The organism is Streptomyces vietnamensis, assembly GCF_000830005.1.
GTDB classification, from domain to species: domain Bacteria; phylum Actinomycetota; class Actinomycetes; order Streptomycetales; family Streptomycetaceae; genus Streptomyces; species Streptomyces vietnamensis.
The window spans coordinates 3,438,761-3,465,492 of sequence record NZ_CP010407.1 but is presented as its reverse complement, the minus strand read 5'-3'; the positions used below and the strand labels follow the sequence as shown (position 1 = coordinate 3,465,492).

The following is a 26,732-nucleotide window of genomic DNA, read 5'->3' as shown; positions in this document are numbered from 1 at the left end:
CATGCATATACGCCGGGTCCGTAGCCCTCGACCACAGCCACCGGGTCGCACCGGCAGGCACAGGTGGAGGGCTACGGCTCTTTTCGTCCTCATCTCCATGTTCCTCATGGTTTCTACCGAATCGGCGGTCGCCGCGGGCGTCACGCTCGAACCGGTGAAGATGCCCGAGCTCTCCCTCTCGGGTATGTGGAACTGGCTGCAGCACAATCCGCTCGACACCCCCGACCAGCGGGGCGGCACCGCCCGCGGCAAGAGCCACAAGGCCTCCGCGGCGTCCACCAGCAACGAGGGCGAGGCCGGTCGCAAGCCGGGCAAGGGCAAGGGCGAACTGCCCCCCTTCGCGCGCGAGACCGACGACCCCGCCGACGTCACCACCGGCAAGGCGCCGGGCGGCAAGAACAGCTTCGACCCGCGCACCAGCAGGCGTGACGCGAAGAAGTCCACGGAGACCTCGGACTACTTCGTCAACGCCGACGGTTCGACGACCGTCCGCCACTACACCGGCCGGGCGAACTTCAAGGCGTCCGACGGCACCTGGAAGCCGATCGACACGAGCCTGACCGAGGACAAGGACGGCCGTCTCCAGCAGACCGCCAACTCCCTCGACGTCGAGTTCGCGCCGACCGCCGCCGACCGGCAGCTGGCCTCCGTGGACTTCGGCTCCGGCCGGTCCCTGGCCTACGCGCTGCGCGGCGCCGCCAAGTCCGAGCCCACCACGGCCGCCGACGGCACGCTGACCTACGCGGACGTCCTGCCTGACACCGACGTGCGCCTCGTCCCCCTCGCCGAGGGCTTCAAGGAGTACGTCGTCCTGCGCTCCCCGCAGGCCGCCAACTCCTGGGTCTTCCCCCTCGACGTCAAGGGCCTGACCCCGCGGATCGCGGCCGACGGCGACGTCGAGTTCACGGACGCGTCGGGCGAGGTCACCGCGACCATCCCGCACGCGTACATGGAGGACTCGAAGGTCGACCGGCGCTCCGGCGACGCCGCCCAGTCGCGGGACGTCAGCTACGAGCTGACGACCGTCGACGGCGAGCCGGCCCTGCGGATGACCGCCGACCGCGCCTGGCTGGACGACCCCGAGCGGGTCTACCCGGTCAGCATCGACCCGACGGTGACCTCGTCGAACTCGACGTACGTCCAGAACACCATCGGTGGCGACCACTCCACCGAGACGATGATCAAGGTCGGCTCGTACGACTCGGGCACCAACAAGGCGAACTCGTTCCTGCAGTTCTCCTCGCTCGGCACGACGCTGAAGGGCCAGCGGGTGTCCGCCGCGACCCTCAACGTGTACGCGCTGTGGTCCTCGACCTGCACGCCCGAGGACTTCTCGGTCCACCCGGTCACGCAGTCCTGGACCCCGTCCACGGTCGCCTACCCCGGTCCCACGTACGGCGCCGCCATCGGCACCGCCACGCCCGCGCCCGGGGCCTCGTGCACCAACGACACCGGCGCCACCACCGTCGGCGTGAAGATGCCGGTCTCCCTGTCGACGTCCTGGTTCACCCAGGTCGCCACCGGCGGGGCGAACTACGGTCTCGCGCTGACCGCGCCGACCGGCGACATGCTCCACTGGAAGAAGTTCCACTCGGACAACTCGGCCACGGCCGGTTTCCGCCCGGCGCTCGACCTGACGTACACGGCGAACACCAAGCCGCAGGTCAACGCCCAGTATCCGCCGGAGAACTTCCAGGCGCACACCCTCCAGCCGGAGCTGCTCGTCTACGCGAGCGACGCCGACGCCTGGCCCGAGGCGCTGTCGTACTCCTTCGAGGTGTACGACTCCGAGAACCCCGACACCCCCGTCGCGACCTCCGGCGTCATCGCCGAGCGCTCCTGGAAGGTGCCGGCCGGCAAACTCACCTGGTCGAAGAACTACAACTGGTACGTGAGCGTCACCGACGGCTACGACTCGGTGATGTACTCGGCCAGCCGCTTCTCCACCACGGTGCCGCAGCCGCCCGTCACCTCGGGCCTGGCGATGAACACCGACGGCCACGACTTCGACCCGTCCGACGGCAACTACACGACGGACGACACCGACGCCGACGTGCCGGTCATCGGCCCGTCCCTGGAGATCGAGCGCGCCTACAACAGCCTCGACCCGCGGGTCGACAGCGCCTTCGGCGCCGGCTGGTCGACGGTCGTCGACATGAAGGCCGCCGAGGTCAAGGACAGCTCCGGCGCCGTCACCAGCGTCGTCATCACCTATCCGGGTGGTGAGCAGGTCGCCTTCGGCCGCAACGGCAACGGCACCTTCCAGCCGCCGCTGGGCCGCTACGCCCGCCTGGAGGCGGTCACCACCGCCCCCGTCGGCTACAAGCTGACCGACAAGGACTTCACGGCCTACGCGTTCACGCAGCCGACCGCGAAGACCGGCGTCTACGCCGTCTCGTCGATCACCGACTACGCGGGCCGCGCCGAGACGTTCACGTACAACGCCTCCAAGCAGCTCACGAAGATCAGCAACACCACGTCCAAGCGGAACCTGACGATCGCCTGGGCGACGCCGGCCGGAGCGACCGTCCCGCACGTGGACACCGTCGCCACCGACCCGTCCACCGTGGGCGACGCCAGCACCGCGCAGACCTGGAAGTACGGCTACACGGGCGACCAGCTCACCAGCGTCTGCCCGCCCGCCGACTGGTCGAAGTGCACCACGTACACGTACGCGACCGGCAACCACCACCGCACCACGGTCCTGGACGCCGACCCGTACGCGTACTGGCGCCTGGGCGAGGCGGCCGGGCAGACCGTCTCCAAGGACGCCGTCGACGCCAACCAGGGCAAGTACAACGGCCTCTACCGGAACGTGACGCTGGGCTCCGCCTCGCTGCTCGCCGGCTCCACGCAGAAGACCGCCACCTTCAACGGCACGACGTCGTACGTCGAGATGCCCAGCGCCCCCGGCGCGACGCCCTCGTACACGACGCTCTCGACCTGGTTCAAGACCACGCAGGCCGGCGGAGTCCTCTTCTACTACGGCGACAAGCCGCTGAGCGACCCGAACCCGGTCGCGAACACCACCTACAACACCCCCGCGCTGTACGTGGGCACCGACGGCAAGCTGCGCGGCTGCCTGGCCACCGGCCTGTGCATGACGACCCTGACCTCCACGGCCTCCGTCAACGACGGACAGTGGCACCAGGCCGTCCTGACAGGCGCGGGCAACACCCAGACGCTGTACCTCGACGGTGTGTCGCAGGGCAGCAAGGCCGGCCAGATCAAGGACTGGAACACCCCGTACATCACGCTCGGCGCGGGTGTGAACACCGACGGCTGGCCCGCGATGAACGCGACCGACCAGCTCGGTCACTTCGCCGGCCAGATGGCCGAGACCGCGATCTACACCGAGCCGCTCACCGCGGACGTGATCACGGCGCAGTACCAGGCCGCGAAGCGGTCCGCCGGACTGCTCCAGAAGATCACCACGCCGAACGGCAAGGTCGAGTCCTCCGTCGTCTACGGCACCACGGACGACCTGGTCCTCCAGGCGACCGACGCCAACGGCGGCACGTGGAAGCTGAACCCGGCGACCATCACCGGCTCCTCGCAGGTCTACCGCTCGGCCGTCATGGGCTCCGCCCCCGGCGGCTACTGGCGCCTCGGTGACACCGGCGGCGCGGCCCAGGCCGCGAACGAGCTGCACACCGGCTTCGGCACGTACAACACCGCCACGCAGGGCGTGGCCGGGCCGTTCGGCACAGGCGACAACACCGCGGTGTCGTTCAACGGCACCAGCTCCTGGGTGGAGCTGCCGTACGGGCCGCTGCACGCCAAGCCGGACCGCTCGGTCGAGCTGTGGTTCAAGACCGCCAAGCCCGGCGTGATCATGAGCGACCAGAGCCTCGCGCCGAACAACGCGGGCGGCACCGCGGGCTCGTGGAGCGACCTGCTGTACGTGGGCGCGGACGGCAAGCTGCGCGGCCACTGGTGGAGCAGCACCTGCAACGGCAACGCGGTCATCGGTTCGACGGCGTCCGTGACGGACAACGCCTGGCACCACGCGGTGCTTTCGGCGTCCGGCACCACGCAGACGCTGTACCTCGACGGCGCCAAGCAGCAGTCCTGCACGGGTGCGCCGAACGACCAGACCACGTCCCGCACCTTCATCGGCGCCGGTTTCAGCAAGTGGTACAGCTCGCCCGGTGACGTCTCGTACTTCACCGGCTCGATCGCCGAGGTCGCCGTCTACCAGGACGGCCTGACCGAGGACGAGGTCGCCCAGCACTGGTCGGCGTACAAGGCGAGCTCCGGCATCGCCCCGGTCCGCACGGTCAAGCTGACCGACCCGACCGACAAGACGCTGACCTACGTCTACGACGCCGAGATGGGCAACCGCCTCCTCGCCGCCGTCGACACCAACGGCAACCGCACCACCTACGGGTACGACACCGCCGGCTTCCTGCACACCATCACGGACGCCAACGGCAACCGGTCGATCAGCGGCCACGACATCCGCGGCAACACGGTCTCCCAGACCACCTGCCAGGACACCGCCGCCAACAAGTGCTCCACGGAGTACTCGACCTTCTACCCGGACGCGACCACCGCGTTCCCGCCCATGGACCTGCGCAACGACCTCGTGCTCACCGAGCGCGACGGCCGTTCCTCGGGCCCCACGGACGACACGTACAAGACCAGCTACGCCTACGACACCAACGGCCAGCTGCTCTCGGTCACGACCCCGCCGGTCGCCGGGTTCCCCAACGGCCGCACGGCCACGACGACGTACACCACCGCCACCACCCCGGCGGCGGAGGGCGGCACGGCCGTCACCCCGGCGGGTCTCGTCGCCACGGTGACGACGGCCGGTGGCCGCAAGACCTCGTACTCCTACTTCTCCAACGGTGACCTCGCCGAGATCACCGACGCCAACGGCGCCAAGGTGAAGTACACGTACGACAACCTCGGCCGCCAGGTGTCGAAGACGGAGATCTCCGACGCGTTCCCCGCGGGCCTGGTCACCAGCCAGACCTACGACAAGAACGACCAGGTCACCACCGAGACGACGCCGCCGACCACCAACCGGATCACCGGCGCCAAGCACCAGGCGAAGACCACCACGGCCTTCGACCCGGACGGCAACATCCTGTCGCAGACCGTCTCCGACCTCACCGGCGGTGACGCGGCGCGCGTGACGTCGATGACGTACGACGCCAACAACCAGATGATCACCAGGACGGACCCGGGCGGCGACACCACGTCGTTCGAGTACGACGTCTACGGCAACAAGGTGAAGGAGACCGACCCGGCCGGGAACGTCAACACCTACACCTTCGACGGCGAGCAGCGCCCGCTGACGACGAACCTGCTGAACTACACCGGCGACCCGTTCAACCCGTCTCCCGCGACCACCCTGGTCCAGGAGTCCCGGGCGTACGACCCCGCCGGCCGCCTCGCGTCCGTCACCGACGCGATGGGCTGGGTGACGGCGTACACCTACACCGACGACGGCCTGTCGGCGACCGTGGTCCGCAAGGACCCGCAGACCGGCAAGCAGTTCACGGAGCAGGCGAACACGTACGACGCCGCCGGCAACCTGATCGAGCAGATCACCGACGACGGCCAGAAGCGCTCCACCTTCACGGTGGACGCGGCCGACCGCACGACGACGTCGACCGAGGACCCGAACGGCTTCGCCCGCTCGACGAAGGTCTCGTACGACCCGGACGACAACGTGGTCACGGAGACGGAGACGGACCCCACCACGGGCGACGTCTCGACGACCGACACCCGCTACGACGGGCTCGGCAACGTCACCGGCAACACCGTCCACGACGGGACGACGGCCCCGGTCGCGCGCTACAAGCTGGACGAGACGACGGGCTACGGCCTGGCGGACTCCTCCGGCGGCAACAGCACCGGCACGCACGGCACGGGCATGCACTGGAACACCGACCGGGGCGGCAGCGCCGTCTTCGACGGTGACGCCAACTCGTACGCCCAGACGACGGGGCCGGTCGTGAACACGGCGGGCAGCTTCACGGTCGCCACGTGGGTGCGTCTGGACGACACCACCGCCAACCACTCCTTCCTGGCGCAGGACGGCACGGTCGGCAGCACCTTCCAGCTGTACTACTCCACCGCCTACGGCTGGACGTTCAACCGTACGTCGGCGGACATGTCCGGTCCCGTCCTGGCCCGGGCCACCTCCGGCACCGCCGCGGTGACGGCCGGGACCTGGACCCACCTGGTCGGCGTGTACGACCAGGAGGCGGCCAAGATCCGGCTGTACGTCAACGGAACCCTGGCCCAGGAGACCGCGTACACCACGCCGTGGGAGGGGACCGGTCCGCTCCAGATCGGCCGCCGCAGGGCGAGCAACGCCTACGGCGAGTACCACAAGGGCGCTCTGGACGACATCCAGGTCTACCAGGAGGCCCTCACCCCGGCGCAGATCACCGCCCTCAAGGGCGGCACCCTGCCGGCCGCGGGCAGCACGGTCCGCACCGCCTCGTGGGACCTGGACCAGCGCGGTCTGCCGACGTCCATGACGGACGCCAACGGCAACACCACGGACTACGGCTACGACGAGTCCGGCCAGCAGACCTCGGTCACCGAACCGGTCGTCAACGCGGAGAAGAACGGCGCCGCCCCCGAGGCGCTCCGTCCCGTCTCCATGACCGGGTACAACACCTTCGGCGAGCCGACCGAGTCCTCGGACCCGCTCGGAAACGTCGAGATCACGGCGTACGACGGCGAGGGCCAGGAGTCCTCGACGACCTCGCCCGACTACCTGGCGCCCGGGGCCACGACCCCGATCAAGGCGACCTCGTACAACGAGTACAACAAGCTCGGCCAGGTGACCGCGGAGGTCGACCCGCTCGGCAACCGCACCACGTACTCGTACACGCAGCTCGGCGACCTGGCCTCGGTCACGGAGCCCGGCGGCGGCACCACCAAGTACACCTACGACACCAACGGCGACCAGCTCTCGGCCACCCGGCCGAACGGCGCCCGTGAGGAGAGCACCTGGGACTACCTGGGACGGCCGGTCACCAGCACGGACATCGTGCGCCAGCCGACCCAGCGGGCGTACACCGACATCAACGAGTACGACGCTCCGGGCGGCGAGCTGTCCCGGACGGTCTCCGCGACCGGTGTGACCCAGTCGTACAAGTACAACTCCGTGGGCGAGGTCATCGAGACCACGGACGGGGCGGGCAACGTCTCGAAGTTCACGTACGACATGGACGGTCAGGTCCTCAAGGCCACCGACCCGGACGGCACCAGCACCCGGAACACGTACGACGGCTTCGGGCAGCTGACCAAGATCGAGGACCTGGACGCGACGGGCGCGGTGCTGCGGTCGAGCAGCTCCACGTACGACCGGGCCGGCAACCCGCTCACGCTGACGGACTACCGGGGTCACGCGAAGACCTTCACGTACGACTCGTCGGGCCTCGTCACGAAGCTGGTCGAGCCGGTCTCCGCGACGGAGTCGATCACGACGACGTACGGCTACGACGTGGGCGGCAACCTGACCCGCTTCACGGACGGCCGTGGCAACCCCTTCATCACCACCTACAACACCTGGGGTCTGCCGGAGTCCACGATCGAGCCGTCGACGCCGACGCATCCCGACCTCGCGGACCGCACGTTCACCGCGGTCTACGACCAGGGCGGGCGTCCGAAGGAGATGCGCTCGCCGGGTGGCGTGACCGTCTCCTACGAATACGACGCGAAGAGCCGTCTCGTGAAGCAGTCGGGAACGGGTGCGGAGGCCGCCACGGTCGACCACACCTACGACTACGACGCGGACGACCGGATCACGGCCGTCGCGGGTGCCGGTGTCGACAAGAACACCTTCACCTACGACGACCGCGGTCTGCTGCTCTCCGCTTCCGGCCCCTCAGGCGCCTCGTCCTTCGCGTACAACGCGGACGGGGCGATGACCTCGCGGACGGACGCCTCGGGCACGTCGACGTACGGCTACGACACCGCCGGCCGGCTCAAGACCGTCAACGACGGTGCGACCGGCACGACGGCCACGTACGCCTACAACCAGAACAACGACATCACGTCGATCGACTACGGCACCGGCAAGTCGAAGCGCAGCTTCGGCTACGACGCCCTGCAGCGACTCACCAGCGACAAGCTGACCTCGCCGACGGGCAAGGACCTGGCGTCCGTCACCTACGGCTACGACGCCAACGACAACGAGACGTCGAAGACGACGACCGGTGTCGCGGGTGCCAAGGCCAACACGTACACGTACGACTGGGCCAACCGCCTGACGTCCTGGAACGACGGGACGACGACGGAGGCCTACGGCTACGACGCGTCCGGCAACCGGACCCGCGTGGGCGGCGACACGTACACGTACGACGCCAGGAACCGTCTCACCTCGGACGGCCACAACTCCTACGTCTACACCGCGCGCGGCACGCTGAGCTCGGTGACGGACGAGGGCGGCCGGACCACCCAGATGAAGGCGGACGCCTTCAACCGCGTGATGCAGGAGGGCGATCGCAGCTACACCTACGACGGCCTGGACCGTGTCCTCGAAGCCAAGGACGAGACCGGTACCGCCATCCACACCTTCCAGTACAGCGGCGACGACAACGACGTCGCCTCGGACGGTGTGACGTCCTACAGTCGCAACGCGGACGGCTCGCTCGTCGGCGTCAAGACGGCGATCTCGTCGGTCCTGGCCTTCACGGACGTGCACGACGACGTGGTGGCGCAGTTCACCGCGACGGGCGAGGCGCTCACCGGCTCGACGACGTACAGCCCCTTCGGCAAGGTCCTCCAGACCAGTGGCATGGTCGGTGCGCTCGGCTACCAGTCGGGCTGGACCGACCCGGAGACGGCCAAGGTCAACATGGCCGCGCGTTGGTACTCGCCGCAGACCGGTCAGTTCAACAGCCGTGACACGGTGAGCAACAGCGGCATCCCGGACTCCATCGGGGCCAACCGCTACGCGTACGCCAACGGCAACCCGATGACCGGCGTCGACCCGACGGGCCACTGGTTCGAGTGGGCGAAGAAGGCCATCAAGAAGGTGACCAAGAAGGTCACCAAGACGGTCAAGTCCGCCTGGAAGAAGACGAAGGCCACGGTCAAGAAGGCCGCGAAGGTCGTCAAGCGGGCGGCGAAGGCCGTCAAGCGGGCCGTGAAGAAGGTGGTGCACCGGGCGAAGCGGGCTGTCCGCAGGGCGGTCCACTACGTCGCCGACAGCGTCAGAAAGGTCAAGAGATACGTCAAGAGGACGTATCACCGGGTGAAACGCGCCGTCCACAAGGTCGTCAAGCACGTCAAGCAGGCCGTGCGGAAGGTCGCCAAGGCGGTCAAGAACGTCGCCCACAAGGTGGTCAAGGCGGCCAAGAAGGTCGGCAGGGCCGTCAAGAAGGCGGCGAAGGCGACAGCCAACTTCGTCAAGCAGCACGCCTCGACGATCGCCTCGGTCGCCGTCGGCATCGCCGTCTTCGCGGGTTGCACCGCGCTCACGGCCGGTGCGGGCGCGATCGGCTGCGCGGCCCTCGCGGGCGCGGCGGGCAACGCGGTCGGCTACGCGATGAGCGACGGCCCGAAGACGCTGGGCGGCTTCGCCCTCGCGGTCGGCGTCGGCGCCCTGACCGGCGCGGTCGGCGGCGTCGGAGGCCGGTTCGCGGCCAACGCGGTCGGCAAGCTCGCCTCCGGCGCGCTCGGCCGGATCGCCTCGGGCGCGGCGGAAGGCGCGACCGACGGTGCTCTGGGCGGTGCGATCGAGTACGGCACCTCCTGTGTGAACAGCGAGGAGGGCTGCTCCGTCGGCGGCGCGGCGAAGGCCACGGCGATCGGCGCGGCGATGGGCGGAGTCTTCGGCGCGGCGGGCAGTGCCCGTGGCCCGAAGTCCAAGACCCCTCCGGAACCGGACGCCAAGCCGAGCCAGCCGAGCGGCTCCTGCCCGATCAGTCGTGGCACGCCGCACAGCTTCACGGCGGCGACACCGGTCCTCCTGGCCGACGGCAAGACCAAGAAGATCTCCGAGGTCAAGGCCGGCGACAAGGTCCTCACGGCCGAGCCGGGCAAGAAGACCAAGGAGGTCCACGAGGTCAAGCAGGTGATCGTCACCAAGACCGACCGTGACTACGTCGACGTCACGGTTGCGACGAAGGCCGGTCCGAAGACGATCCAGACCACCAAGCACCACCAGTTCTACGAGTCCACCCACGACGCCTGGACGCAGGCGGGCGACCTCAAGGTCGGCCAGAAGCTCCAGAACGGCGAGGGTGCCCCGACGGCGATCGTCGAGGTCAAGTCGTACACGGCGCAGCGCGTCACGTACGACCTGAGCATCGAGGGCCTGCACACGTACTTCGTGGTGGCGGGTGCGGTGGTGACGTCGGCCGACGTGCTGGCCGCGGTCGACACGAGTGCCGCGGTGCTCGTGCACAACTGCGGTGGTTCGGTACGCGGGCACACCCCGGCATGTACGTGTGCCACGGGCGGGACTCCGGTCGGCCCGAGGAATGCCGGTCTTGCCGGTGGCACTCACCCGAAGACCGGCGTGCCGTTCGATGCCCAGGGCTTCCCGGACTTCACCGGTCACGTGGACCCGGCCACGCCAGACGTCTGGATCACTCTGACCGGCGACAGGGCGAAGGACTTCGCCGCGGCGGACAAGGCGGCCGGAATCAACGCGGCATACCGGAAGGGGAAGTGGACATGGAACCATCACCAAGATTGCGGCAGAATGCAGCTGGTCAATATGAAGATCCATTCGAAGACCGGCCATACCGGCGGTTTCTCGATCTGCTAGAGCGGAGTCTTTGGTCATGATCTTCGACCAATCGGATGACGACGAGTACGTCGGCCCACCGGTGGATGCCGAGATGATTCGGCAAGCCGAGGACGTGCTTCAGGTCCGTCTGCCGAAGAGCTATGTCGATCTGCTGTCCCTGCAGAACGGCGGCGTGCTGCGCAACCGCTGCTTCCCCACCGAATTCCCCACGTCATGGGCGCGCGATCACATCTGCGTCGACGTGATCCGGGGCATCGGGGGGGAAGAAGGGGTGGAAATCGTGTCAGCCGACATGATTGACGAATGGGAGTACCCCGATATCGGTGTCGTCTTCGGCGTCACTCCTTCCGCCGGCCACGACACGGTGATGCTCGACTATTCCGAGTGCGGGCCGCTCGGTGAGCCCGCCGTGGCGTACATCGACGAAGACAGGGTGCCGAGACGCCTCGCGAGTTCATTCGCGGAGTTCGTGAGCGGACTTGTCTCGTGCCGGACGTTCGGCGAAGACGAGGACTGATCTCTGATCGGTCTGTTGCGGTTCGCGGCCCGTCTCGAGTCTCTCGGGGCGGGCCGCTTCGTATGGGCGGGGCAGGGCCAGGCTCTCGCGCGCTCGATAATGGGCAGGACAAGGGCCCGAATTACTCCTGGTTAGGCGGTCGAAGGTGTCACTTGACGTAGAGCGGACAGTCCGGGGGATCGACAATGTCGAGGAGTACCCCGGCCTCGAACGCGCATGGCGCTGGTCGCCCACGCCCATGTTCGTGTTCTCGCTCGCGCTGAACCAGGAGGGGACGCGCATTCATCAGGTGAACACCCGGGAGTTCCACGACGAAGATCTGGTCCGGGCGGTGCTCGCGTTCGCGCGTGAGCACCATGCCGGGACGGGTGACGATCCCCGACCCTTCGAGGTGGTGACGGGGTTCTCCCATCCGGGATACGACTTCGACGCCGTCGCGGCGATCCAGCCCGCCACCCACGGCTACTACCGGGGCGAGTACGACGAGCTCCATGACCTGGTGGTCGGCGTCTTCCCGGCGTACGCCTGCGAGTTCTCCGGGAACGAGACGCAGGACGAGGCGTTCCACCGCTTCAAGCGGATGCTCCGCGCGCCGGAACTGAACCGCGGGCCCGTTCCCTTCCTGCGGATGAGGTACGACAACACGAGGACCCGCGGCCGAAGCGAAGGTGACCTCCGCGGGTTCACCACCACGGACGTGCTGCTCAGGGAGCTGGAGCTCCTGGAGGGCGCGCCCGGCGGCTTCGTGGAGTACGAGAACCGCCACGGGGACGTCCGGCGGATCGAGTGGGACGGATCGTGGGTGGTCGACGGCAAGCCACAGGACCACGCGCCGTCCCCGGCCGAGGTCCTGGAGACCCTGAACTGACCGACGGCGAGTCCTGCCGAGAGCGAGGGCCGCGATCGCGACGCCCGGAACCGCGTGCACGGCGGAGGCGGCACGTAGGGCACCGTTGTCGACGGCCCGTCCCGTCAGAAAGGTCCTCATGGTGTGAGCCGGGAACACGACAAGGAGCGGGAGGGCGCGCTCGGTCGGGCGCCCCGCGGCTAGCCTTTGCCCATGTCGAAGAAGTACGTCGTCCACGAGGACCCGGTGGTCCGTACCGCCGGCCAGTACATCGCCATGGCCGATCTGGCGCCCTTCGGCTTCCCCGACCTGTGGGAGCAGATCTGGCTGGGGCGCCGTGAGGACGGCCTGTTCGTCATGCAGTGCGTGCCCTTCCGGATCTACGGGCTGAACCTCTTCGACGTGGTGCGGCTGGACGAGGACGACATGCTCGTCGAGGTCGTGGAGAAGGGCGGCCACCGCACGCTGCGGGCGCTCCTCGAAGCGGGTCTCGCGCCCCAGGTCTTCGACGAGGTCGCCGGCGGCATCGCCGCGCAGGCCCGGAGTGCGGGCTTCGCCCTCGAGTGGAGCGGCGACCGGCACGCGGCGATCGACGTTCCCGGCGACGGGGACTCCGCCTCCCTGGTGGCGTTCATGGATGCGCACGAGGGGGCCGGGACGCTGTTCTGGGAGTGGAGCGACGCGGAGCCGTTCCAGGCTCCTCAGCGGGGAACCGCCTGCTGACGACGGCCGTACCGGTCGACCATTTCGAAGCGCGGCCGGGTGAGCTCGAAGGAGCCTGGTCGGCCGCCCGATCTCCAGCGGGCAGGCGGACTGCGGCTGTCGTCGGCGCTGAGGACGACCACAAGCGGGCCTGGACGGCGGACGTACCCCTGGACGCCGACCGCCACGCGGTACTGGACGAGCGGCGGCTGCGCCGCCTGGTGGGCACGAGGGCCGGAACGGTCTTCGCCGTCGTCGACCACTACGAACCCACCGAGACGATCAGGGCGCCCGCGCCCTACCGCCTCACCGTCAACGGCGTCCTCCAGCCGGGCGGCAGCTGACCCGGAGGCCGTACGCACGGCACCGCCCCGGCCCGTACGCGCGGGTCAGGGCGGTGCCGTGCGTACGGCCGTCGCCGGCCTCCTGCTCCGGTCGGCGTCAGCCCGTCTTGACCCAGTCGCCGCAGCCCGAGGACTTGAAGTAGGCGTCCTTCGCCGTGACCTTCACGATGGCCGTGCCCGTCACGTTGTCGTTGGCGAGGATCGTGTCCGTGCTGTGGCTCGCGTCCTTCGAGCGCTCCCAGTAGCACTCGGCGTCCTTGTTGCCCGTGGACTTGTACGTGCCGGGGGCGATGTCGACGCCCACCTTGAACATGCCGCCGTCGCCCTTGAGCGTGGCCTTGGGAGTGCCGGTCGCCTTGGCGTCGACGGCCTCCCAGGTGCCGCAGCCGGAGGACTTGAAGAGCTTGTCCGTGGCCTTGATCTCGACGTAGCTGGTGCCCGTCACGTTGTCGTTGGCGATGATCCCGTCCGTGTCCCCGGAGGCGTTCTTGGCGCGCTCCCAGTAGCACTCCGCGTCCTTGTTGCCCGTGGACCTGTAGAGGCCGGGCTTCACGTCCGCGCCCACCTCGAAGTCGCCGTCGCCGTCGATCGTGGCGACCTTCTTCTCGGGGGCCTTGGACTCCGGGGCCTTCTTGTCGCCGCCCGGCTTCGCGGACTGCTCCTGCTTCGAGCCGGCCCGGGGGGAGTCGGTGTCGCCGCCCCCGCCGACCGCCGCGCCGATCACGACGACCGCGACGACAGCGCCGGCGGCGGTGAGGACCTTGTGGCGGGCGAACCAGTTGCGCTGCTGCTGAGACATGGCTGTGGCACCTTCCGTGGCGCTGTGGGGACTCCGTGTTTCGATGACGTAATCACAGCAGAGACTGTGAACCGAGTCAACACTGTTCACGGGTTTTGAGTTCGCTCACGCTGTGAACCGGTATGGGCGGTAGGGTTGGTGTGTTCACACGCATACGAGGGGAGTCGGACAGGTGCCCGAAGAGAGCGCGACCGAAGTCACCGCCGCCGGTATCGCCCGGCTGGCGGGCGTCGGCAGGGCCGCCGTCAGCAACTGGCGCCGGCGCCACGCCGATTTCCCCAAGCCCGTCGGAGGAACGGAGACCAGCCCCTCCTTCGCCCTCGGCGACATCGAGCAATGGCTCCGCGACCAGGGGAAACTCGCCGAAGTCCCGCTCCGCGAGCGCGTCTGGCAGCAGCTCGCCGGCCACCCCGCCGGCACCGTCGCCGGCCTCGTGCACACCGGCTGCGTCCTGCTCCTCCTCCGCGAGCGGCCCGACGCCTGGACCGGACTCGCCGCGCTTCCCGACGCCCGGCTCGCCGACACCCTCTCCGGCCCCCTCGAAGAGGTCCTCACCGCCCGCTTCGGCGCGCCCAGGGCCGTCCGCACCCCCACCCCGGCCGAGACCGCCCCCGCCGTCCCCCTGCTCCGCGCCGCCGCCGAACTGGCCGCCGAGCTCGGCGGCGCGCGGCAGGCCTTCGAGTTCCTGCTCGGCCGCCACCTGGACGCCAACCCGCGCCAGTACACCCTCACCCCGCCCCCGCTCGCCGAGCTCATGGCGGACCTCGCCGCCGCCGCGGCCCCCGACGGCCGCCCCCTCGCCACCGTCCTCGACCCGGCCTCCGGCACCGGCGGCCTGCTGCGCGCCCTCCCGCACCCCACCGCGCTGTACGCCCAGGACACCGACCCCGACCTGGCCGCCCTCACCGCCCTGCGCCTCGCCCTCCACGGCGACGCCGACATCCGCTGCGCCACCGCCGACACCCTCCGCGCCGACGCCTTCCCCGACCTGGCCGCCGACGCGGTCCTGTGCCACCCCCCGTTCAACGAACGGACCTGGGGCCACGACGAACTCGCCTACGACCCGCGCTGGGAGTACGGCTTCCCGGCCCGTACGGAATCCGAGCTGGCCTGGGTGCAGCACGCCCTCGCCCGCCTCCGCGACGGCGGGACCGCGGTCCTCCTCATGCCGCCCGCCGTCGCCTCCCGCCGCTCCGGCCGCCGCATCCGCGCCGACCTCCTGCGCCGCGGGGCGCTCCGGGCCGTGATCGCCCTCCCGGCCGGCGCCGCACCCCCGTACGGCATCCCGCTCCACCTCTGGGTCCTCGTCCGGCCCGGTGCCGGACAGCGGCCCCCGGCCGAGACCCTCTTCGTGGACACCGCCGGGCTCGTCCCCGACGCCGGCCGCGACAAGCTCCCCTGGACCACCCTGCGGAACACGGTCCTCGACGCCTGGAGCGGCCGCGGCGGCGACGAGTCCGTGGCCCGCTCCGTCCCCGTCATCGAACTCCTCGACGACGAGGTCGACCTCGCCCCCGCCCGCTACCTCACGGCCCCCGCCGCCGGCGGCACCGCCCCCGAACTCGCCACCGTCCGCGACCGCCTGGACGAGACGCTGCGCCGCACCCAGGGCCTCGCCCCCACCCCCGTCCCCGCGCGCGCCGCGCCCCGCCCCCTCACGACCGTCGGCGAACTGGCCCGCACCGGCGCCCTCCAGCTCCGTACCGGCGGCTCCGGCACGGCCCCCGAGGACGGCGGCCCCGTCGCCGTCCTCACCGAGTACGACGTCCTGTCCGGCGCCGCCCCCTCCGGCACCCTTCCCGCCGGCGCTCCGGCCGAGGAGCCCGTCCTCGTCGCCGAGGGCGACGTCGTCGTCCCCGTCCTCGGCGGAGGCTCCGTGGCCCGGGTCGTGGACGCGGCCACGGCCGGTGCCGCGCTCGGCCGCAACCTCCAGCTGCTGCGGCCCGATCCGGCCGCCCTCGACTCCTGGTTCCTCGCCGGCTTCCTGCGCGGCACCGCCAACAACCGGCAGGCGAGCAGCTTCGCCTCGACGGCGACCAGGCTCGACGTGCGCCGCCTCCAGCTGCCCCGGCTGCCCCTCGCCGACCAGCGCCGCCACGGCGCCCACTTCAAGTCCCTCGCGGAGTTCGAGGAGGCCCTCCGCCTCGCCGCCCGCCTCGGCGAACAGCTCGTGCAGGGCCTGTACGACGGCCTCGCCGACGGCAGCGTGGAGCCGGGGTGAGAACGGGAGCCGAGACCGTGACGGCAGAGGCGTGGAGACCCGGTGAAGACCGTCCTATTCTCTTAGCCTGATCATCCGTCTGGGGGAGCGTCGTATGTACGGCCAGGTGCCCACACCCGCACCGCCGCGGGCCGCCGGCCCGTCGGCGGCCACGATCACCGTCCGCGTGCTCATCACGGTCCTGGTGCTCCTGTCCCTGGGGTTCCTCGCGTGGGTCGCCATGCTCCGGATCGCGATCATGCGCCGCTCCGGGCGGGACTGGGCGCTCTTCTGGGCGCAGTTGATCCTCAACATCGCCTGTCTGGTGCCGCTGGAGCAGCATTTCGCCGGTACGTGGATGAACACCGCCGGCATGGTGGTCCTGCTCGTCCAGATGGCGCTGGTGACCTGCTACTTCCTGGTGGTCGACATCCGGCACCACCAGCCCGCCCCGGTCGTGGTCATGGTGCCGTCCGCGGGAGCGCCGCCCTATCCGTACGCCGCTCCGGGGTACGGCCACGGCTACCCGCCGGGCGCGAGCGCGATCACGGTGCCGGGCTCGATTCCGCACCCGAACCCGCACCCGAACCCGTACGCGTCCGCCCCGCCGCCGCCCGTCCAGGCGCCCGCCGGGTCCGCGCCCCGCATCGACCAGGTCCGCGCCGAGCTCGACGAGCTGAGCGACCTGCTGCGCGGCGACGACTCCGGGGAAGGCGAAGGCGGCAGGTGAACGGGCGGGTCATCGGCGGGCGTTACGAGCTCGCCACCGTCATCGGCCAGGGCGGGATGGGCCAGGTCTGGACGGCGTACGACGGACGTCTCGACCGCCGGGTCGCGGTGAAGCTGCTCCGGCCCGCCACCATGACCGGCCCCGCCACCGCGAGCGGTCCCGCCACCGCCGCCGAGGAGCTGCGGCGCCGCTTCGTGCGCGAGTGCCGGGTGACCGCGCAGGTCGACCACCCCGGCCTGGTGACCGTGCACGACGCCGGCAGCGACGGCGACGACCTCTACCTCGTCATGCAGTACGTGGAGGGCGCCGACCTCGCCGACCACCTCGCCGAGCACGACCCGTACCCCTGGGAGTGGGCGGTCAGCGTCGCCGCGCAGCTCTGCGCGGTGCTCGCCGCCGTGCACGCGGTGCCGATCGTGCACCGCGACCTCAAGCCGCGGAACGTGATGATCCGCCCGGACGGCACCGTGACCGTCCTCGACCTGGGCGTCGCCTCCGTCCTCGACACGGACACCACCCGGCTCACGCACACCGGTTCGCCCATCGGCAGCCCCGCGTACATGGCGCCGGAGCAGGCCATGGGCGGTGCCGTCGGCCCGTCCACCGACCTGTACGCCCTCGGTGTCCTGCTCCACGAACTCCTCAGCGGGAACGTGCCCTTCGCCGGGTCCACCGCGCTCGGCGTGCTGCACCGCCACCTGTACGAGCCGCCCGCGCCGCTCCGGCAGCTGCGGCCCGAGGTTCCCGAGGCGCTCGAAGTGCTGGTCCTGCGGCTGCTCGCCAAGGACCCGCAGGCGCGGCCGTCCGGCGCGCACGAGGTGTACGAGCAGCTGCTGCCGCTGCTCCCCGCGCGCGGCGCCCCGGCGGGGCCGCTGGACCCGACCCGCCCGTTCCTGCGCCCGCACGCGCCCTGGCCGGAGCGGGCGACGGCGAGGCCCGTGCCCGTACCTCCGGTCCCGCCAGTCCCGGTCCCGCCGCTCCCGGTGGCACCGCAGTCCCCGGTCCCGGCCCAGCCCCAGCCCCAGTCCCCGTCCCCGGCCCAGCCCCCGGCGGCCGATCCCCGTACGGACCCCCGTACGGACCCCCGTACCGACCCCCGGGTGTACGCGACCGGGGCGGCGCCGTCCGGGCGCCCCGGTGTCGCCGCGGCCGTCGACGAGGTGAAGCGGCTGCTCGGGGAGGGCTCGCTCACCCAGGCCGTGGACATGCTCGGCTCCCTCCTGCCCGCCGCCGCGGCCGAGCACGGCGAGCAGTCGCCGGTCGTCCGGATCCTGCGCAAGCAGTACGCGTCGACGCTGATGGACGACGGCCAGTACCGGCGCGCGCTGCCGGAGCTGCGCCGGCTCGCGGAGGACCGCGGCGCGGAGGCGGGCCCGGCGGACCCGCAGTTCCTGCAGTTCCGCTACGACGCGGCCCTGTGCCTGGAGCAGTTGGGGGAGACGGCCGCCGCGCTCGCGGAGTTCCGCGCGGTCCTGCCGTACTACGAGCGCGATCCGGCCCGGGCCTTCGACATCCGGCAGCGGATCGGGCTGTTGCTCCTGGCGGCGGGCGAGCACGCGGCCGGGCGGGAGGAGCTGCAGCGGCTGCTGTTCGACGCGGAGCGCGCGTACGGCCCGTATCACCCGCTTCCGGTGGACTTGCGGAGGGCGCTCGACCACCAACGCCAGCTGGGGCTGTGACCTTGACGAGGCGACAGGATTACGACTCGGCAACCGATCGGGTAATGGATCTTCACGATCCTTTTTGCCTGTTTTGGCACATGTAACGTTCGCGTCTGATCATGTCCGCGTCCCCCAAGGAATTCCACATGACGACGCCGCCCGCTCCCTTCACCCCCGAGCAGCAGCCCGCCGCCCCCGCTCCCGCTCCCGCCAAGAAGGGCTCCGCGCTCCTCAAGAAGGTCGGCAGCTTCGTCGTCGTCCTCATCATCGGTGTCGCGGTCAGGTTCGGCATTCCGTACTTCACGGGCGACGCCCCGGTGCACGCCAAGGCCGGCGAGTGCGTCACCGTCACCGGCCCCGACAACGACCCGAAGGTCGACACCGTCGACTGCTCCTCCGGCAAGCCCGACCTGTTCAAGGTCGTCAAGGTCGTCGACAACACCTTCGACCTGAACGTGTGCGGCGATGAGCACTCGGCGCTCGCGCAGCAGTGGGACGCGGACAAGTTCGTCCTCTGCCTGGACGAGGTCAACCCGAAGAAGTAGTCGCGAGACCCGCGGCACAAGCGAAGGGCCGGAACCCCATGGGTTCCGGCCCTCTCCGCTATCTCAACGTATAGCGCAGAGGGGGCCTTGCGGCAAGGCCCCCTCCGTGGCGCACAATCGCCCCTCGAAGCCAAAAGATGCACGAAAACGGGGTTTTTATTTCATGACGTCCCTTATTGCTGGCGTGTTCGACCTCTCCGGCAACCTCTCTCCCAAGGCCGACCCGGCGCTCATCGCCGCCGACGAGCAGCACTTCGCGGCCATCGCCCGGTGTCTCGACGAGACGATCGCCGAGCTGTCCGAGCGGCTCGACGCCGAGCGGAAGGCGCCCGGCGGGGTGGGCCGGGAGGCGATGGACCGGGACGCGGAGATCCACCGGCTGAGCGGCCGCCTGCGGACGCTGCGCCGCTTCGGCCTCGACCTGTGCCTGGGCCGCGTGGTCGGCACGCAGGGCACGCAGAGCGCACAGGGCACGAACGGCACACAGGGCACGAACGGCGAGGGCGGCACGGAGGGCGAGGGCGGCACGAACGGCGAGGGCGGCACGGAGGGCGAGGGCGGCGCGAACGGCGAGGGCGGCGCGCAGGGCGAGGGCGGCGCGGAAGGCTCCGAGCCGATCTACATCGGCCGTCTCGGCCTCACCGACAGCACCGGCCGCCGGCTGCTCGTCGACTGGCGTTCCCCGGCGGCGGAGCCGTTCTTCGCGGCGACGCACGCGAACCCGATGGGCCTTGCGAGCCGCCGCCGCTACCGCTGGTCCGGCGGCCGGATCGCGGACTACTGGGACGAGGTCTTCACCGCAGAGGGCCTCGAAGGGCATGCCGCGCTCGACGACCAGTCCGCGTTCATCGCGAGCCTGGGCGGCAACCGCTCGCCCCGGATGCGGGACGTGCTCGCGACGATCCAGTCCGACCAGGACGCCATCATCCGCGCGGGCTCGCGCGGCGCCCTCGTCGTCGACGGCGGCCCCGGTACGGGAAAGACGGTCGTCGCCCTGCACCGCACCGCGCACCTGCTCTACTCCGACCCGCGGCTCGGGCACCGCCGGGGCGGCGTGCTGTTCGTCGGCCCGCACCAGCCCTACCTGAACTACGTGGCCGACGTCCTGCCCAGCCTGGGCGAGGAGGGCGTACGCACCTGCACCGTCCGCGACCTGGTCGCCGAGGGCGCGAAGGCGCCGGCGGAGACCGACCCGGAGGTGGCCCGCCTGAAGTCGACGGCGGACATGGTGAAGGCGATCGAGAAGGCCGTGGCGTTCTACGAGGAGCCGCCCACCGAGGGCATGACCGTCTCCACGCACTGGTCGGACATCCGGCTGACCGCCGCAGACTGGGCGGAGGCCTTCGACGCGGTGGAGCCGGGCACCCCGCACAACGAGGGGCGCGAGCAGGTCTGGGAGCACCTGGTCTCGATCCTCTTCGACAAGTACGACGGCGAGGAGGTCCCGGAGCAGCAGTTCCGGAAGTCGCTGCGCCAGGACCGGGAGCTGACCGGGGCCCTGAACGGCGCGTGGCCGATGCTGGAGGCGGCCGACCTCGTCGGCGACCTGTGGACGGTCCCCGCGTACCTGAGGATGTGCGCGCCCTGGCTGACCCCCGACGAGGTGAAGCGGCTGCGGCGCGCGGACGCCCAGGCGTGGACGGTCTCGGACCTGCCGCTCCTGGACGCGGCCCGGCAGCGGCTCGGCGACCCGGAGACGGCCCGGCTGAAGCTGCGGCGCAAGGCCACCGTCGCCGCCGAACGCGAGCGGATGGCCGGCGTCATCGACAGCATCGTCGCGGCCGACGCCGACGGCGAGGGCGCGGTCACGATGCTGCGCGGAAAGGACCTCCAGGACAGCCTGATCGACGAGAGCGCCCTGCCGACGGCCGAACGGGAGCCGCTGGACGGCCCGTTCGCGCACATCGTGGTCGACGAGGCGCAGGAACTGACGGACGCGGAATGGCAGATGCTGCTCCTGCGCTGCCCGTCGAAGAGCTTCACGATCGTCGGCGACCGCGCCCAGGCCCGGCAGGGCTTCACCGAGTCGTGGCGGGAGCGCCTGGAGCGGGTCGGGTTCGACCGCATCGACATGACGTCGCTGAGCATCAACTACCGCACGCCGGAGGAGGTCATGGCGGAGGCCGAGCCGGTCATCCGCGCCGCGCTCCCGGACGCCAACGTGCCGACGTCCATCCGCGGCAACGGCATCCCGGTCGTCCACGCCCCGGTCGCCGACCTGGACGCCGTCCTCGACGCCTGGCTCGCCGAGAACGCCGAGGGCGTCGCCTGCGTCATCGGCGCACCGGCGTTCGCGGAGCGCCCGCGCGTCCGCTCGCTCACCCCGTCCCTCTCGAAGGGCCTGGAGTTCGACCTGGTGATCCTGGTCGACCCGGAGGACTTCGGCGAGGGCGTCGCGGGCGCGGTCGACCGGTACGTGGCGATGACCCGCGCGACCCAGCGCCTGGTGATCCTGGAGAGCGCCCCGGCCGACCGTCCCTGAAAAGGAAATGAGCGGCGGAGGGCCCCCTTGGTACGGTGACCGGATGGCAGCGATCAGAGAAGTCCAGGTCACCATCGACTGCGCGGAGCCCGCGCGCCTCGCCGAGTTCTGGTGCGAGGTGCTGGGGTACGTCCTCCCGCCGGTCCCCGAGGGGTTCGCCACCTGGTCGGAGTACCACCGGTCGCTGTCGTTCGAGGAGCAGCCGGTGTACTTCGCCTGCTCCGACCCCACGGGCGCGGGCCCGCGCGTGCTCTTCCAGCGCGTCCCCGAGGGCAAGGTCGTCAAGAACCGGGTGCACCTCGACGTGCGCGCCGGCAAGGGCCTCGTGGGCGACGAGCGCCTGGCCACCCTGGAGGCCGAGTGCGCACGCCTGGTGAAGCTCGGCGCGACCCACCTGTACACGCAGTACGCCGACGGGGAGAACGAGTCCTGCATCACCCTGCAGGACCCCGAGGGCAACGAGTTCTGCCTCGACTGAGCACCTGACGTCGTACGAAGCGGCCTCCGCCCGAGATGGGGCGGAGGCCGCTTCGGCGTACCGGGCGGGTCGGTGTCTCCGCGGCGTATAGCCCGGCCCGTCTGCCGGTAGTCGTGAGAGGGGCCCCTGGCCGGGCGTTTTACCTGTTCAGGGGCCTTTCGTGTCCTTGGGGCCAGGGCTTACAGAACGTCGACGTTCGCGCCGGACAGCCGGTTCCGGCAGTCCAGCACGTACTGGGCGTGCAGCTTCACCGCCTCGTAGTCGAAGTCGTCGTGGTCGGCGAGGAGCACCACTGCGTCTGCTGCGGCCAGCTCCTCCGGCGTCGCCTCGACCCGGCGGACGGCGGCGAACGGGCCGCCGTGCCGTTCGTGCTCGGCCGCCCGCTGCCCGGGGACGACCGGCTCGGGAACGTGCACCCCGACCGCCAGCCGCTTGATCCGGCGATCGTCCACGTCGTAGCCGACGACGCGGTGGCCCACCTCCGCGGCGCGTACGGCCAAGGGCAGCCCCACGTAGCCCTGACCAGCGACAACAACATGCATGGCAGCTCCCACTACGATTCCAGTGCTTGAATGGAACGTCGTCTTCGACCGAGCGAGGAGAAGCGCTGTGCCCCTGGTGTCCGTCGTGATGCCCGTGTACAACTCGGCAGCGACGCTCGGCGCAGCGGTTCGGTCGGTGCTCACGCAGACCCACAGCGACCTGGAGCTGCTGGTCACCGACGACAAGTCTTCCGATGACTCCATGGACCTGCTCATGGAGTTCGCCCGGCAGGACGAGCGCGTCAAGCCGGTGTCGGCACCGGAACAGGGCGGTGCCGGCCGGGCACGCAACCTCGCCATCGAGCGGGCCCGGGGGGACTACGTCGCCTTTCTCGACAGCGACGACATGTGGCTTCCGGAGAAGACCGAGCGGCAGATCGCATTCGCCGCGGCGGGCAGTGCGCCGTTGACGTTCACCTCGTACTTCAAGATGGACGCCGATTACGAGGGCGAGAGCACCGACTTCACCCCGAACGGGCGCGTGGTCCGTGCGCGGGAGCACGTGGACTACCGCGCGATGCTGGTCCGGGACTACATCGGCGCTCTCACCGCCATGTACGACCGCACGGTCCTCGGCACGCGGCTGATGCCGGAGATGCGGAAGCGACAGGACTACGCCCTGTGGCTGTCGATCATGCGCGAGGGTGCGGACGCCCGGGGGCTGCCCGAGCCGCTCGCGGTGTACAGGGCCCACCAGGCGGGGTCGCTGTCCTCCAACAAGCTGTCGCTGGTCCGGTACAACTGGGAGCTGTACCGCGAGCACGAGGGGCTGTCGGTGCCCCGGTCGACGCGGGCGCTGGCCGGCGCTGCGTGGCAGTCGCTGCGCAACTCGCGGATCTAGCCCCCTTCGGCGAGACCCGGCCAGACGCCCACCCGCTCGGCCTGCGAGGCGGTCGGTTCCGCGGCGGCCCTGTCACGCAGGAACAACTGGAGCAGCAGGCGGCGGTCCTCCGGCGCGACGTCGTGCTGGCCGTCGGCGAGCGCCTCGCGGCCGGATCGTGACCCGTACGGTCTCGTACAACAACCCGGGCGCGACGGAGCCCCCGGAGCCGGACGACGACCCGGACCCCGACAAGGCGCCGGTCCCGGACCCCGGTCAGGTGCCGGTCCCGGACCCCGGTCAGGTGCCGGGCGCGGGCCCCGGTGAGGCGCCGGTCTCGGGCCCCGGTCAGGTGTCGGACGCAGTCCCGAGCCCCCGTCAGGAGTCCGGGCCCGTGCGGGACGAGACCCCCGCCCTTCCGTAGACCCCGGCCACCGAGCTGCTGCTCGGCCTCCGTCGCCACGACGCCCGGTTCCTGCTCTCCGAGCGGGACATCCGGCACCTGGCCCCGGCCGTCGACGCCTGGTTCGCCCGGGGCGCCACCCCCGACGCCGTCCGCCGCACGCTGCTCGCCGACCTCCCGGAGAACCTCAAGCACCCGGCGGGCATCCTGTCCCACCGCCTGAAGGCCCTCCTCCCGCCACCGCTCCCCACGGTGCTCCCGGTCCGGGGCCCGGCCCCGATCCAGACCTGCGTCACCTGCGAGGAGGTCGCCTTCCGCGCCTGGGAACCGGGCCGCTGCCCCGACTGCGAGGCGGATGCGGACGCGGACGCGGCGCGGGCGGCAGCGGAAGCCTGGCTCGCCGCCGACGCGGCTTAGGGCCTGTCCGGCGGATCGGGCCGGACAGGCCCTGGTGCGGCAACGGTCATTGTCGTGAGGGTCACGACAGGCCGTTCGCCGGTCTGCTCATGGAGAAGACGTGCCGGGCAGAGGCGAACCCGATCGCGCTCCTACTGCTGGTCCCACTGCTGGTTCCTGCCACCGTGGCAGTCCCACTGGCGGGCGGGCGCGCCGTTGTCCGTGCGCCAGTCGGCGATCTCCAGGCACTTGCCGCTGTTGCGGTTCTTGAGCAGCGTGACGTTGCTGGTGTCACTGAGCCACACGTGGTCCCACTGCTGGTTCTTGCCGCCGGTGCACTCCCACTGGCGGGCGGGAGCGCCGTTGTCCGTGCGCCAGTCGGCGATCTCCAGGCACTTGCCGCTGTTCACGTTCTTGATGGTGAGGCCCGTCTCCGTCGTGGCGTAGTACATCTCCCACGACTGGTTCGCGCCACCGGTCACTTGCCACTGGTTGGCGGTCGCGCCGTTGGCGGTGGACCAGCCGCCGATTTCCAGGTACTTGCCGCTGTTGATGTTCTGGAGCGTCCACCCGCTTGCGGCGCTCGCGCTCGGCACCTGGACGGTCGCGACCAGCGCACCCGCCGCCAGGGCGGCCCCGGCCAGACGCATGACGGCAGTCTTCTTCCGCATGAATGATCCCCCGTTGTCTCCTGGGCCGCCGTGTGGCCGGCGGCCTGCTCGCCACGGAAGTTAGCACGATCATCAAGGCCCCCGCCGTGCGCGCTCGGGCGGCGGCTCGTCCCGCCAACTCCCGGGCCGCACCTGGACCGTGTGATGCTCCGCCCGGTCGGCGGCGGACGGGAGCGGCAGGCCGATCCCGCCGACCTGTGCCCCGCCGCCCCCGCCGAGCGGAAGGATCAGGCGCCCTGCGGGTCCCGCTTCATGGCCCACAGGACCGGGCCGCCGCCCGGCAGGGCGAACTCGTCGACGACCTTGAAGCCGAAGTGCTCGTACACCGGCAGGTTGTCCGGCTTCGACGACTCCAGGTAGACCGGGAGGCCGTCCGCGTCGGCCTTCGCGAGGCCCGAGCGGAGGAGGGCCGAGCCGTGGCCCTGGCCCCGGGCGGCGGGGTCGGCGCCGATGACGGCGAGGTACCAGTGGGGTTCCTTCGGCCCGTGCTCGGCGGCCGCCGTGACGGCCTCCTGGAAGACCGGGGCGCGGTCGCCGAGGATCTCCACGAGCTCCTGGACGGTCTCCGCGTCGGGGACGGCCTTGTCCGCGCCCTCGGGCGACACCCAGAAGGCAGCGGCCGACTCGGTGCGCTCGCAGACGCCGTGGAGCCCGTACTGCCGGGTGAAGAGGGTCGTGAAGTAGCGGCCGAGGTCCGTCGTGCGGGAGGCCTCGTCGGGGAAGAACCAGCGCATCATCGGGTCGTCGCCGAAGGCGGCGGCCAGCGTGCCGCTGACCGCGCGAGCGTCCTCGATCGTGGCCGGTTTCGGTGTGTTCGCCAGGGTCATACGGGTCATTCTGACCCTTGATGATCTTGGTTGGGCGAGGGGGGTCCCCTTGCCGGTCAGGCCGCCTTGGGCTGCGTACGGAACAGGCGCACCGCCGCCGTCGCCGGCAGGGCGATGCCCACGGCGAGGATGGTGAGCAGCTCCGTCGGGCCGAAGCGGGCGGCGAGGAGAAACCCGCCGAGGGCGACCACGACCGGGGTCGCGAGGGTGAGGGCGGTCGCCAGGGTCTTGGTGCTCCGGTCCCAGGCGTCGGACGTCCACAGAAGGATGAGGCCCACGATCAGGGCGGCCACGGCGGGCAGGGAGCCGGCGAGGCCGGCGAACCCGCTGAGGCCGATCAGGATCGCGGTGACGGTGTTCCGCGTCCGGGGCTGGACCTTTGGGGGAGTGGTGACGGCCGCCGTCTCCGGCTCCTCCTCGCGGGCCGCCGCCACGATGGCGGCGGGACTGCCGAGCCGTTCCAGGGCCGTGCGGACGGCCTCCGCGTCCTGCTCCTCCCCGACGGCGACCGCGAGGTGTTCGCGCAGGTCCGCGAGGAGTTCCTCGCGGCGCCCTGCGGGCAGGAAGGACGCCTCCCGCTCGATCGTGGCCAGGTAGTCGGTCACGAGGGGGTGCTCGGTGCCGGTCATGCGGAGCCTCCATGGGATGCGGTCAGGAAGTGGTCGACGCCGTCGCGGAAGCGCGGCCAGTCCTCGGCGAACTCGGCGAGCGCGGTCCTGCCCGGCGCGGTGAGCGTGTAGTAGCGGCGGGCGGGGCCGGTGGCCGACTCGCGCAGCTCGGTGTCGACGAGCCCGTCGCGGCGGAGCCGGGACAGCAGGGGATAGATCGTTCCCTGGCTGGTGGTCATCACGCTGACCGCGGCCAGTTCGTCGAGGATCTCGACGCCGTAGCGCGGGCCGTCGCGCAGCAGGGCGAGGACGCAGTACTCCAGTACGCCCTTGCGCAGCTGACTGGCGACCTTTCCGGCCGCCGTCTCGGATCTTGCTTCGCCAGGAACCATGTAATGCAAGATACCCCCGAGGATGCCGTCGATCAA

19 protein-coding genes and 1 pseudogene are annotated in these 26,732 nt (G+C 70.8%); 14 read left to right on the top strand and 6 right to left on the bottom strand.

All coding sequences use genetic code 11. From position 1 onward, the window contains the following. Positions 1 to 106 precede the first annotated feature (106 nt). The 5 genes from SVTN_RS15275 to SVTN_RS44265 all read left to right on the top strand — a co-directional run bounded on the left by SVTN_RS15275 (position 107) and on the right by SVTN_RS44265 (position 13,142). Entirely contained in the window at positions 107 to 10,750 is a 10,644-nt protein-coding gene (locus tag SVTN_RS15275) for a LamG-like jellyroll fold domain-containing protein (RefSeq protein ID WP_245727547.1), read from the top strand. A gap of 16 nt (positions 10,751 to 10,766) precedes the next feature. Continuing rightward, positions 10,767 to 11,249, top strand: a complete 483-nt coding sequence (locus SVTN_RS15270) for an SMI1/KNR4 family protein (RefSeq protein ID WP_041129598.1) — start codon at positions 10,767 to 10,769, stop codon at positions 11,247 to 11,249. A gap of 145 nt (positions 11,250 to 11,394) precedes the next feature. After that, positions 11,395 to 12,117 (top strand): hypothetical protein, encoded by a 723-nt coding sequence (locus SVTN_RS15265; protein WP_041129597.1) that lies wholly within the window; start codon positions 11,395 to 11,397, stop codon positions 12,115 to 12,117. 192 nt (positions 12,118 to 12,309) lie between these two features. Further along, on the top strand, positions 12,310 to 12,819 hold the full coding sequence (locus SVTN_RS15260) for a DUF4265 domain-containing protein (RefSeq protein ID WP_041129596.1): 510 nt from the start codon (positions 12,310 to 12,312) through the stop codon (positions 12,817 to 12,819). Beyond that, positions 12,768 to 13,142 carry a hypothetical protein gene (locus SVTN_RS44265; protein WP_159026454.1) on the top strand — a complete coding sequence of 125 codons (375 nt, stop codon included), beginning with the start codon at positions 12,768 to 12,770 and terminating at the stop codon, positions 13,140 to 13,142. The genes SVTN_RS15260 and SVTN_RS44265 overlap by 52 nt, the downstream gene beginning before the upstream one ends. Before the next feature lie 97 nt (positions 13,143 to 13,239). Here SVTN_RS44265 and SVTN_RS15255 read toward each other — a convergent pair whose 3' ends face one another. Next, the gene (locus SVTN_RS15255) at positions 13,240 to 13,941 is read right to left on the bottom strand and encodes an Rv1352/Rv1906c domain-containing protein (protein ID WP_041129595.1); all 702 of its coding nucleotides are present in this window, start codon (positions 13,939 to 13,941) and stop codon (positions 13,240 to 13,242) included. A 172-nt stretch (positions 13,942 to 14,113) separates the two neighbouring features. Between SVTN_RS15255 and SVTN_RS15250 the strand changes: the two genes are divergently transcribed. The 6 genes from SVTN_RS15250 to SVTN_RS15225 all read left to right on the top strand — a co-directional run bounded on the left by SVTN_RS15250 (position 14,114) and on the right by SVTN_RS15225 (position 22,037). Beyond that, positions 14,114 to 16,162, top strand: coding sequence for an N-6 DNA methylase (locus SVTN_RS15250; protein ID WP_041129594.1), 2,049 nt, complete (start codon positions 14,114 to 14,116; stop codon positions 16,160 to 16,162). Between the two features lie 106 nt (positions 16,163 to 16,268). Further along, positions 16,269 to 16,871, top strand: coding sequence for a hypothetical protein (locus SVTN_RS15245; RefSeq protein ID WP_159026453.1), 603 nt, complete (start codon positions 16,269 to 16,271; stop codon positions 16,869 to 16,871). Then, positions 16,868 to 18,550, top strand: coding sequence for a serine/threonine-protein kinase (locus SVTN_RS15240; protein WP_041129592.1), 1,683 nt, complete (start codon positions 16,868 to 16,870; stop codon positions 18,548 to 18,550). The genes SVTN_RS15245 and SVTN_RS15240 overlap by 4 nt, the downstream gene beginning before the upstream one ends. Before the next feature lie 128 nt (positions 18,551 to 18,678). Beyond that, positions 18,679 to 19,077, top strand: coding sequence for an LppU/SCO3897 family protein (locus SVTN_RS15235; RefSeq protein ID WP_041129591.1), 399 nt, complete (start codon positions 18,679 to 18,681; stop codon positions 19,075 to 19,077). Between the two features lie 163 nt (positions 19,078 to 19,240). Next, complete coding sequence (helR, locus tag SVTN_RS15230; RefSeq protein WP_041129590.1) at positions 19,241 to 21,559, top strand: RNA polymerase recycling motor ATPase HelR; 2,319 nt, start codon at positions 19,241 to 19,243, stop codon at positions 21,557 to 21,559. 43 nt (positions 21,560 to 21,602) lie between these two features. After that, positions 21,603 to 22,037 carry a VOC family protein gene (locus SVTN_RS15225; RefSeq protein ID WP_041129589.1) on the top strand — a complete coding sequence of 145 codons (435 nt, stop codon included), beginning with the start codon at positions 21,603 to 21,605 and terminating at the stop codon, positions 22,035 to 22,037. Between the two features lie 415 nt (positions 22,038 to 22,452). Here the strand turns inward: SVTN_RS15225 and SVTN_RS46595 are convergent. Then, positions 22,453 to 22,579 (bottom strand): annotated as a pseudogene (locus tag SVTN_RS46595) (nucleotide sugar dehydrogenase); the annotation flags it as partial. A 67-nt stretch (positions 22,580 to 22,646) separates the two neighbouring features. On the opposite strand from SVTN_RS46595, the gene SVTN_RS15215 reads away from it, so the two are divergent. The 3 genes from SVTN_RS15215 to SVTN_RS44260 all read left to right on the top strand — a co-directional run bounded on the left by SVTN_RS15215 (position 22,647) and on the right by SVTN_RS44260 (position 24,219). Further along, entirely contained in the window at positions 22,647 to 23,420 is a 774-nt protein-coding gene (locus SVTN_RS15215) for a glycosyltransferase family 2 protein (RefSeq protein ID WP_041129587.1), read from the top strand. Between the two features lie 157 nt (positions 23,421 to 23,577). Continuing rightward, positions 23,578 to 23,823, top strand: a complete 246-nt coding sequence (locus tag SVTN_RS41005; RefSeq protein WP_052499120.1) for a hypothetical protein — start codon at positions 23,578 to 23,580, stop codon at positions 23,821 to 23,823. A gap of 231 nt (positions 23,824 to 24,054) precedes the next feature. Further along, positions 24,055 to 24,219, top strand: coding sequence for a hypothetical protein (locus SVTN_RS44260; protein WP_159026452.1), 165 nt, complete (start codon positions 24,055 to 24,057; stop codon positions 24,217 to 24,219). Between the two features lie 131 nt (positions 24,220 to 24,350). Here SVTN_RS44260 and SVTN_RS15205 read toward each other — a convergent pair whose 3' ends face one another. The 4 genes from SVTN_RS15205 to SVTN_RS15190 all read right to left on the bottom strand — a co-directional run bounded on the left by SVTN_RS15205 (position 24,351) and on the right by SVTN_RS15190 (position 26,696). Next, on the bottom strand, positions 24,351 to 24,869 hold the full coding sequence (locus SVTN_RS15205) for an RICIN domain-containing protein (RefSeq protein ID WP_078908363.1): 519 nt from the start codon (positions 24,867 to 24,869) through the stop codon (positions 24,351 to 24,353). Positions 24,870 to 25,096: 227 nt separating this feature from the next. Continuing rightward, positions 25,097 to 25,705: a GNAT family N-acetyltransferase gene (locus SVTN_RS15200; protein ID WP_041129586.1), complete on the bottom strand. Its 609-nt coding sequence runs from the start codon at positions 25,703 to 25,705 to the stop codon at positions 25,097 to 25,099. A gap of 47 nt (positions 25,706 to 25,752) precedes the next feature. After that, on the bottom strand, positions 25,753 to 26,325 hold the full coding sequence (locus SVTN_RS41000) for an HAAS signaling domain-containing protein (RefSeq protein ID WP_052499118.1): 573 nt from the start codon (positions 26,323 to 26,325) through the stop codon (positions 25,753 to 25,755). Further along, on the bottom strand, positions 26,322 to 26,696 hold the full coding sequence (locus SVTN_RS15190) for a PadR family transcriptional regulator (protein WP_041129585.1): 375 nt from the start codon (positions 26,694 to 26,696) through the stop codon (positions 26,322 to 26,324). The genes SVTN_RS41000 and SVTN_RS15190 overlap by 4 nt, the downstream gene beginning before the upstream one ends. Positions 26,697 to 26,732: the final 36 nt, after the last annotated feature.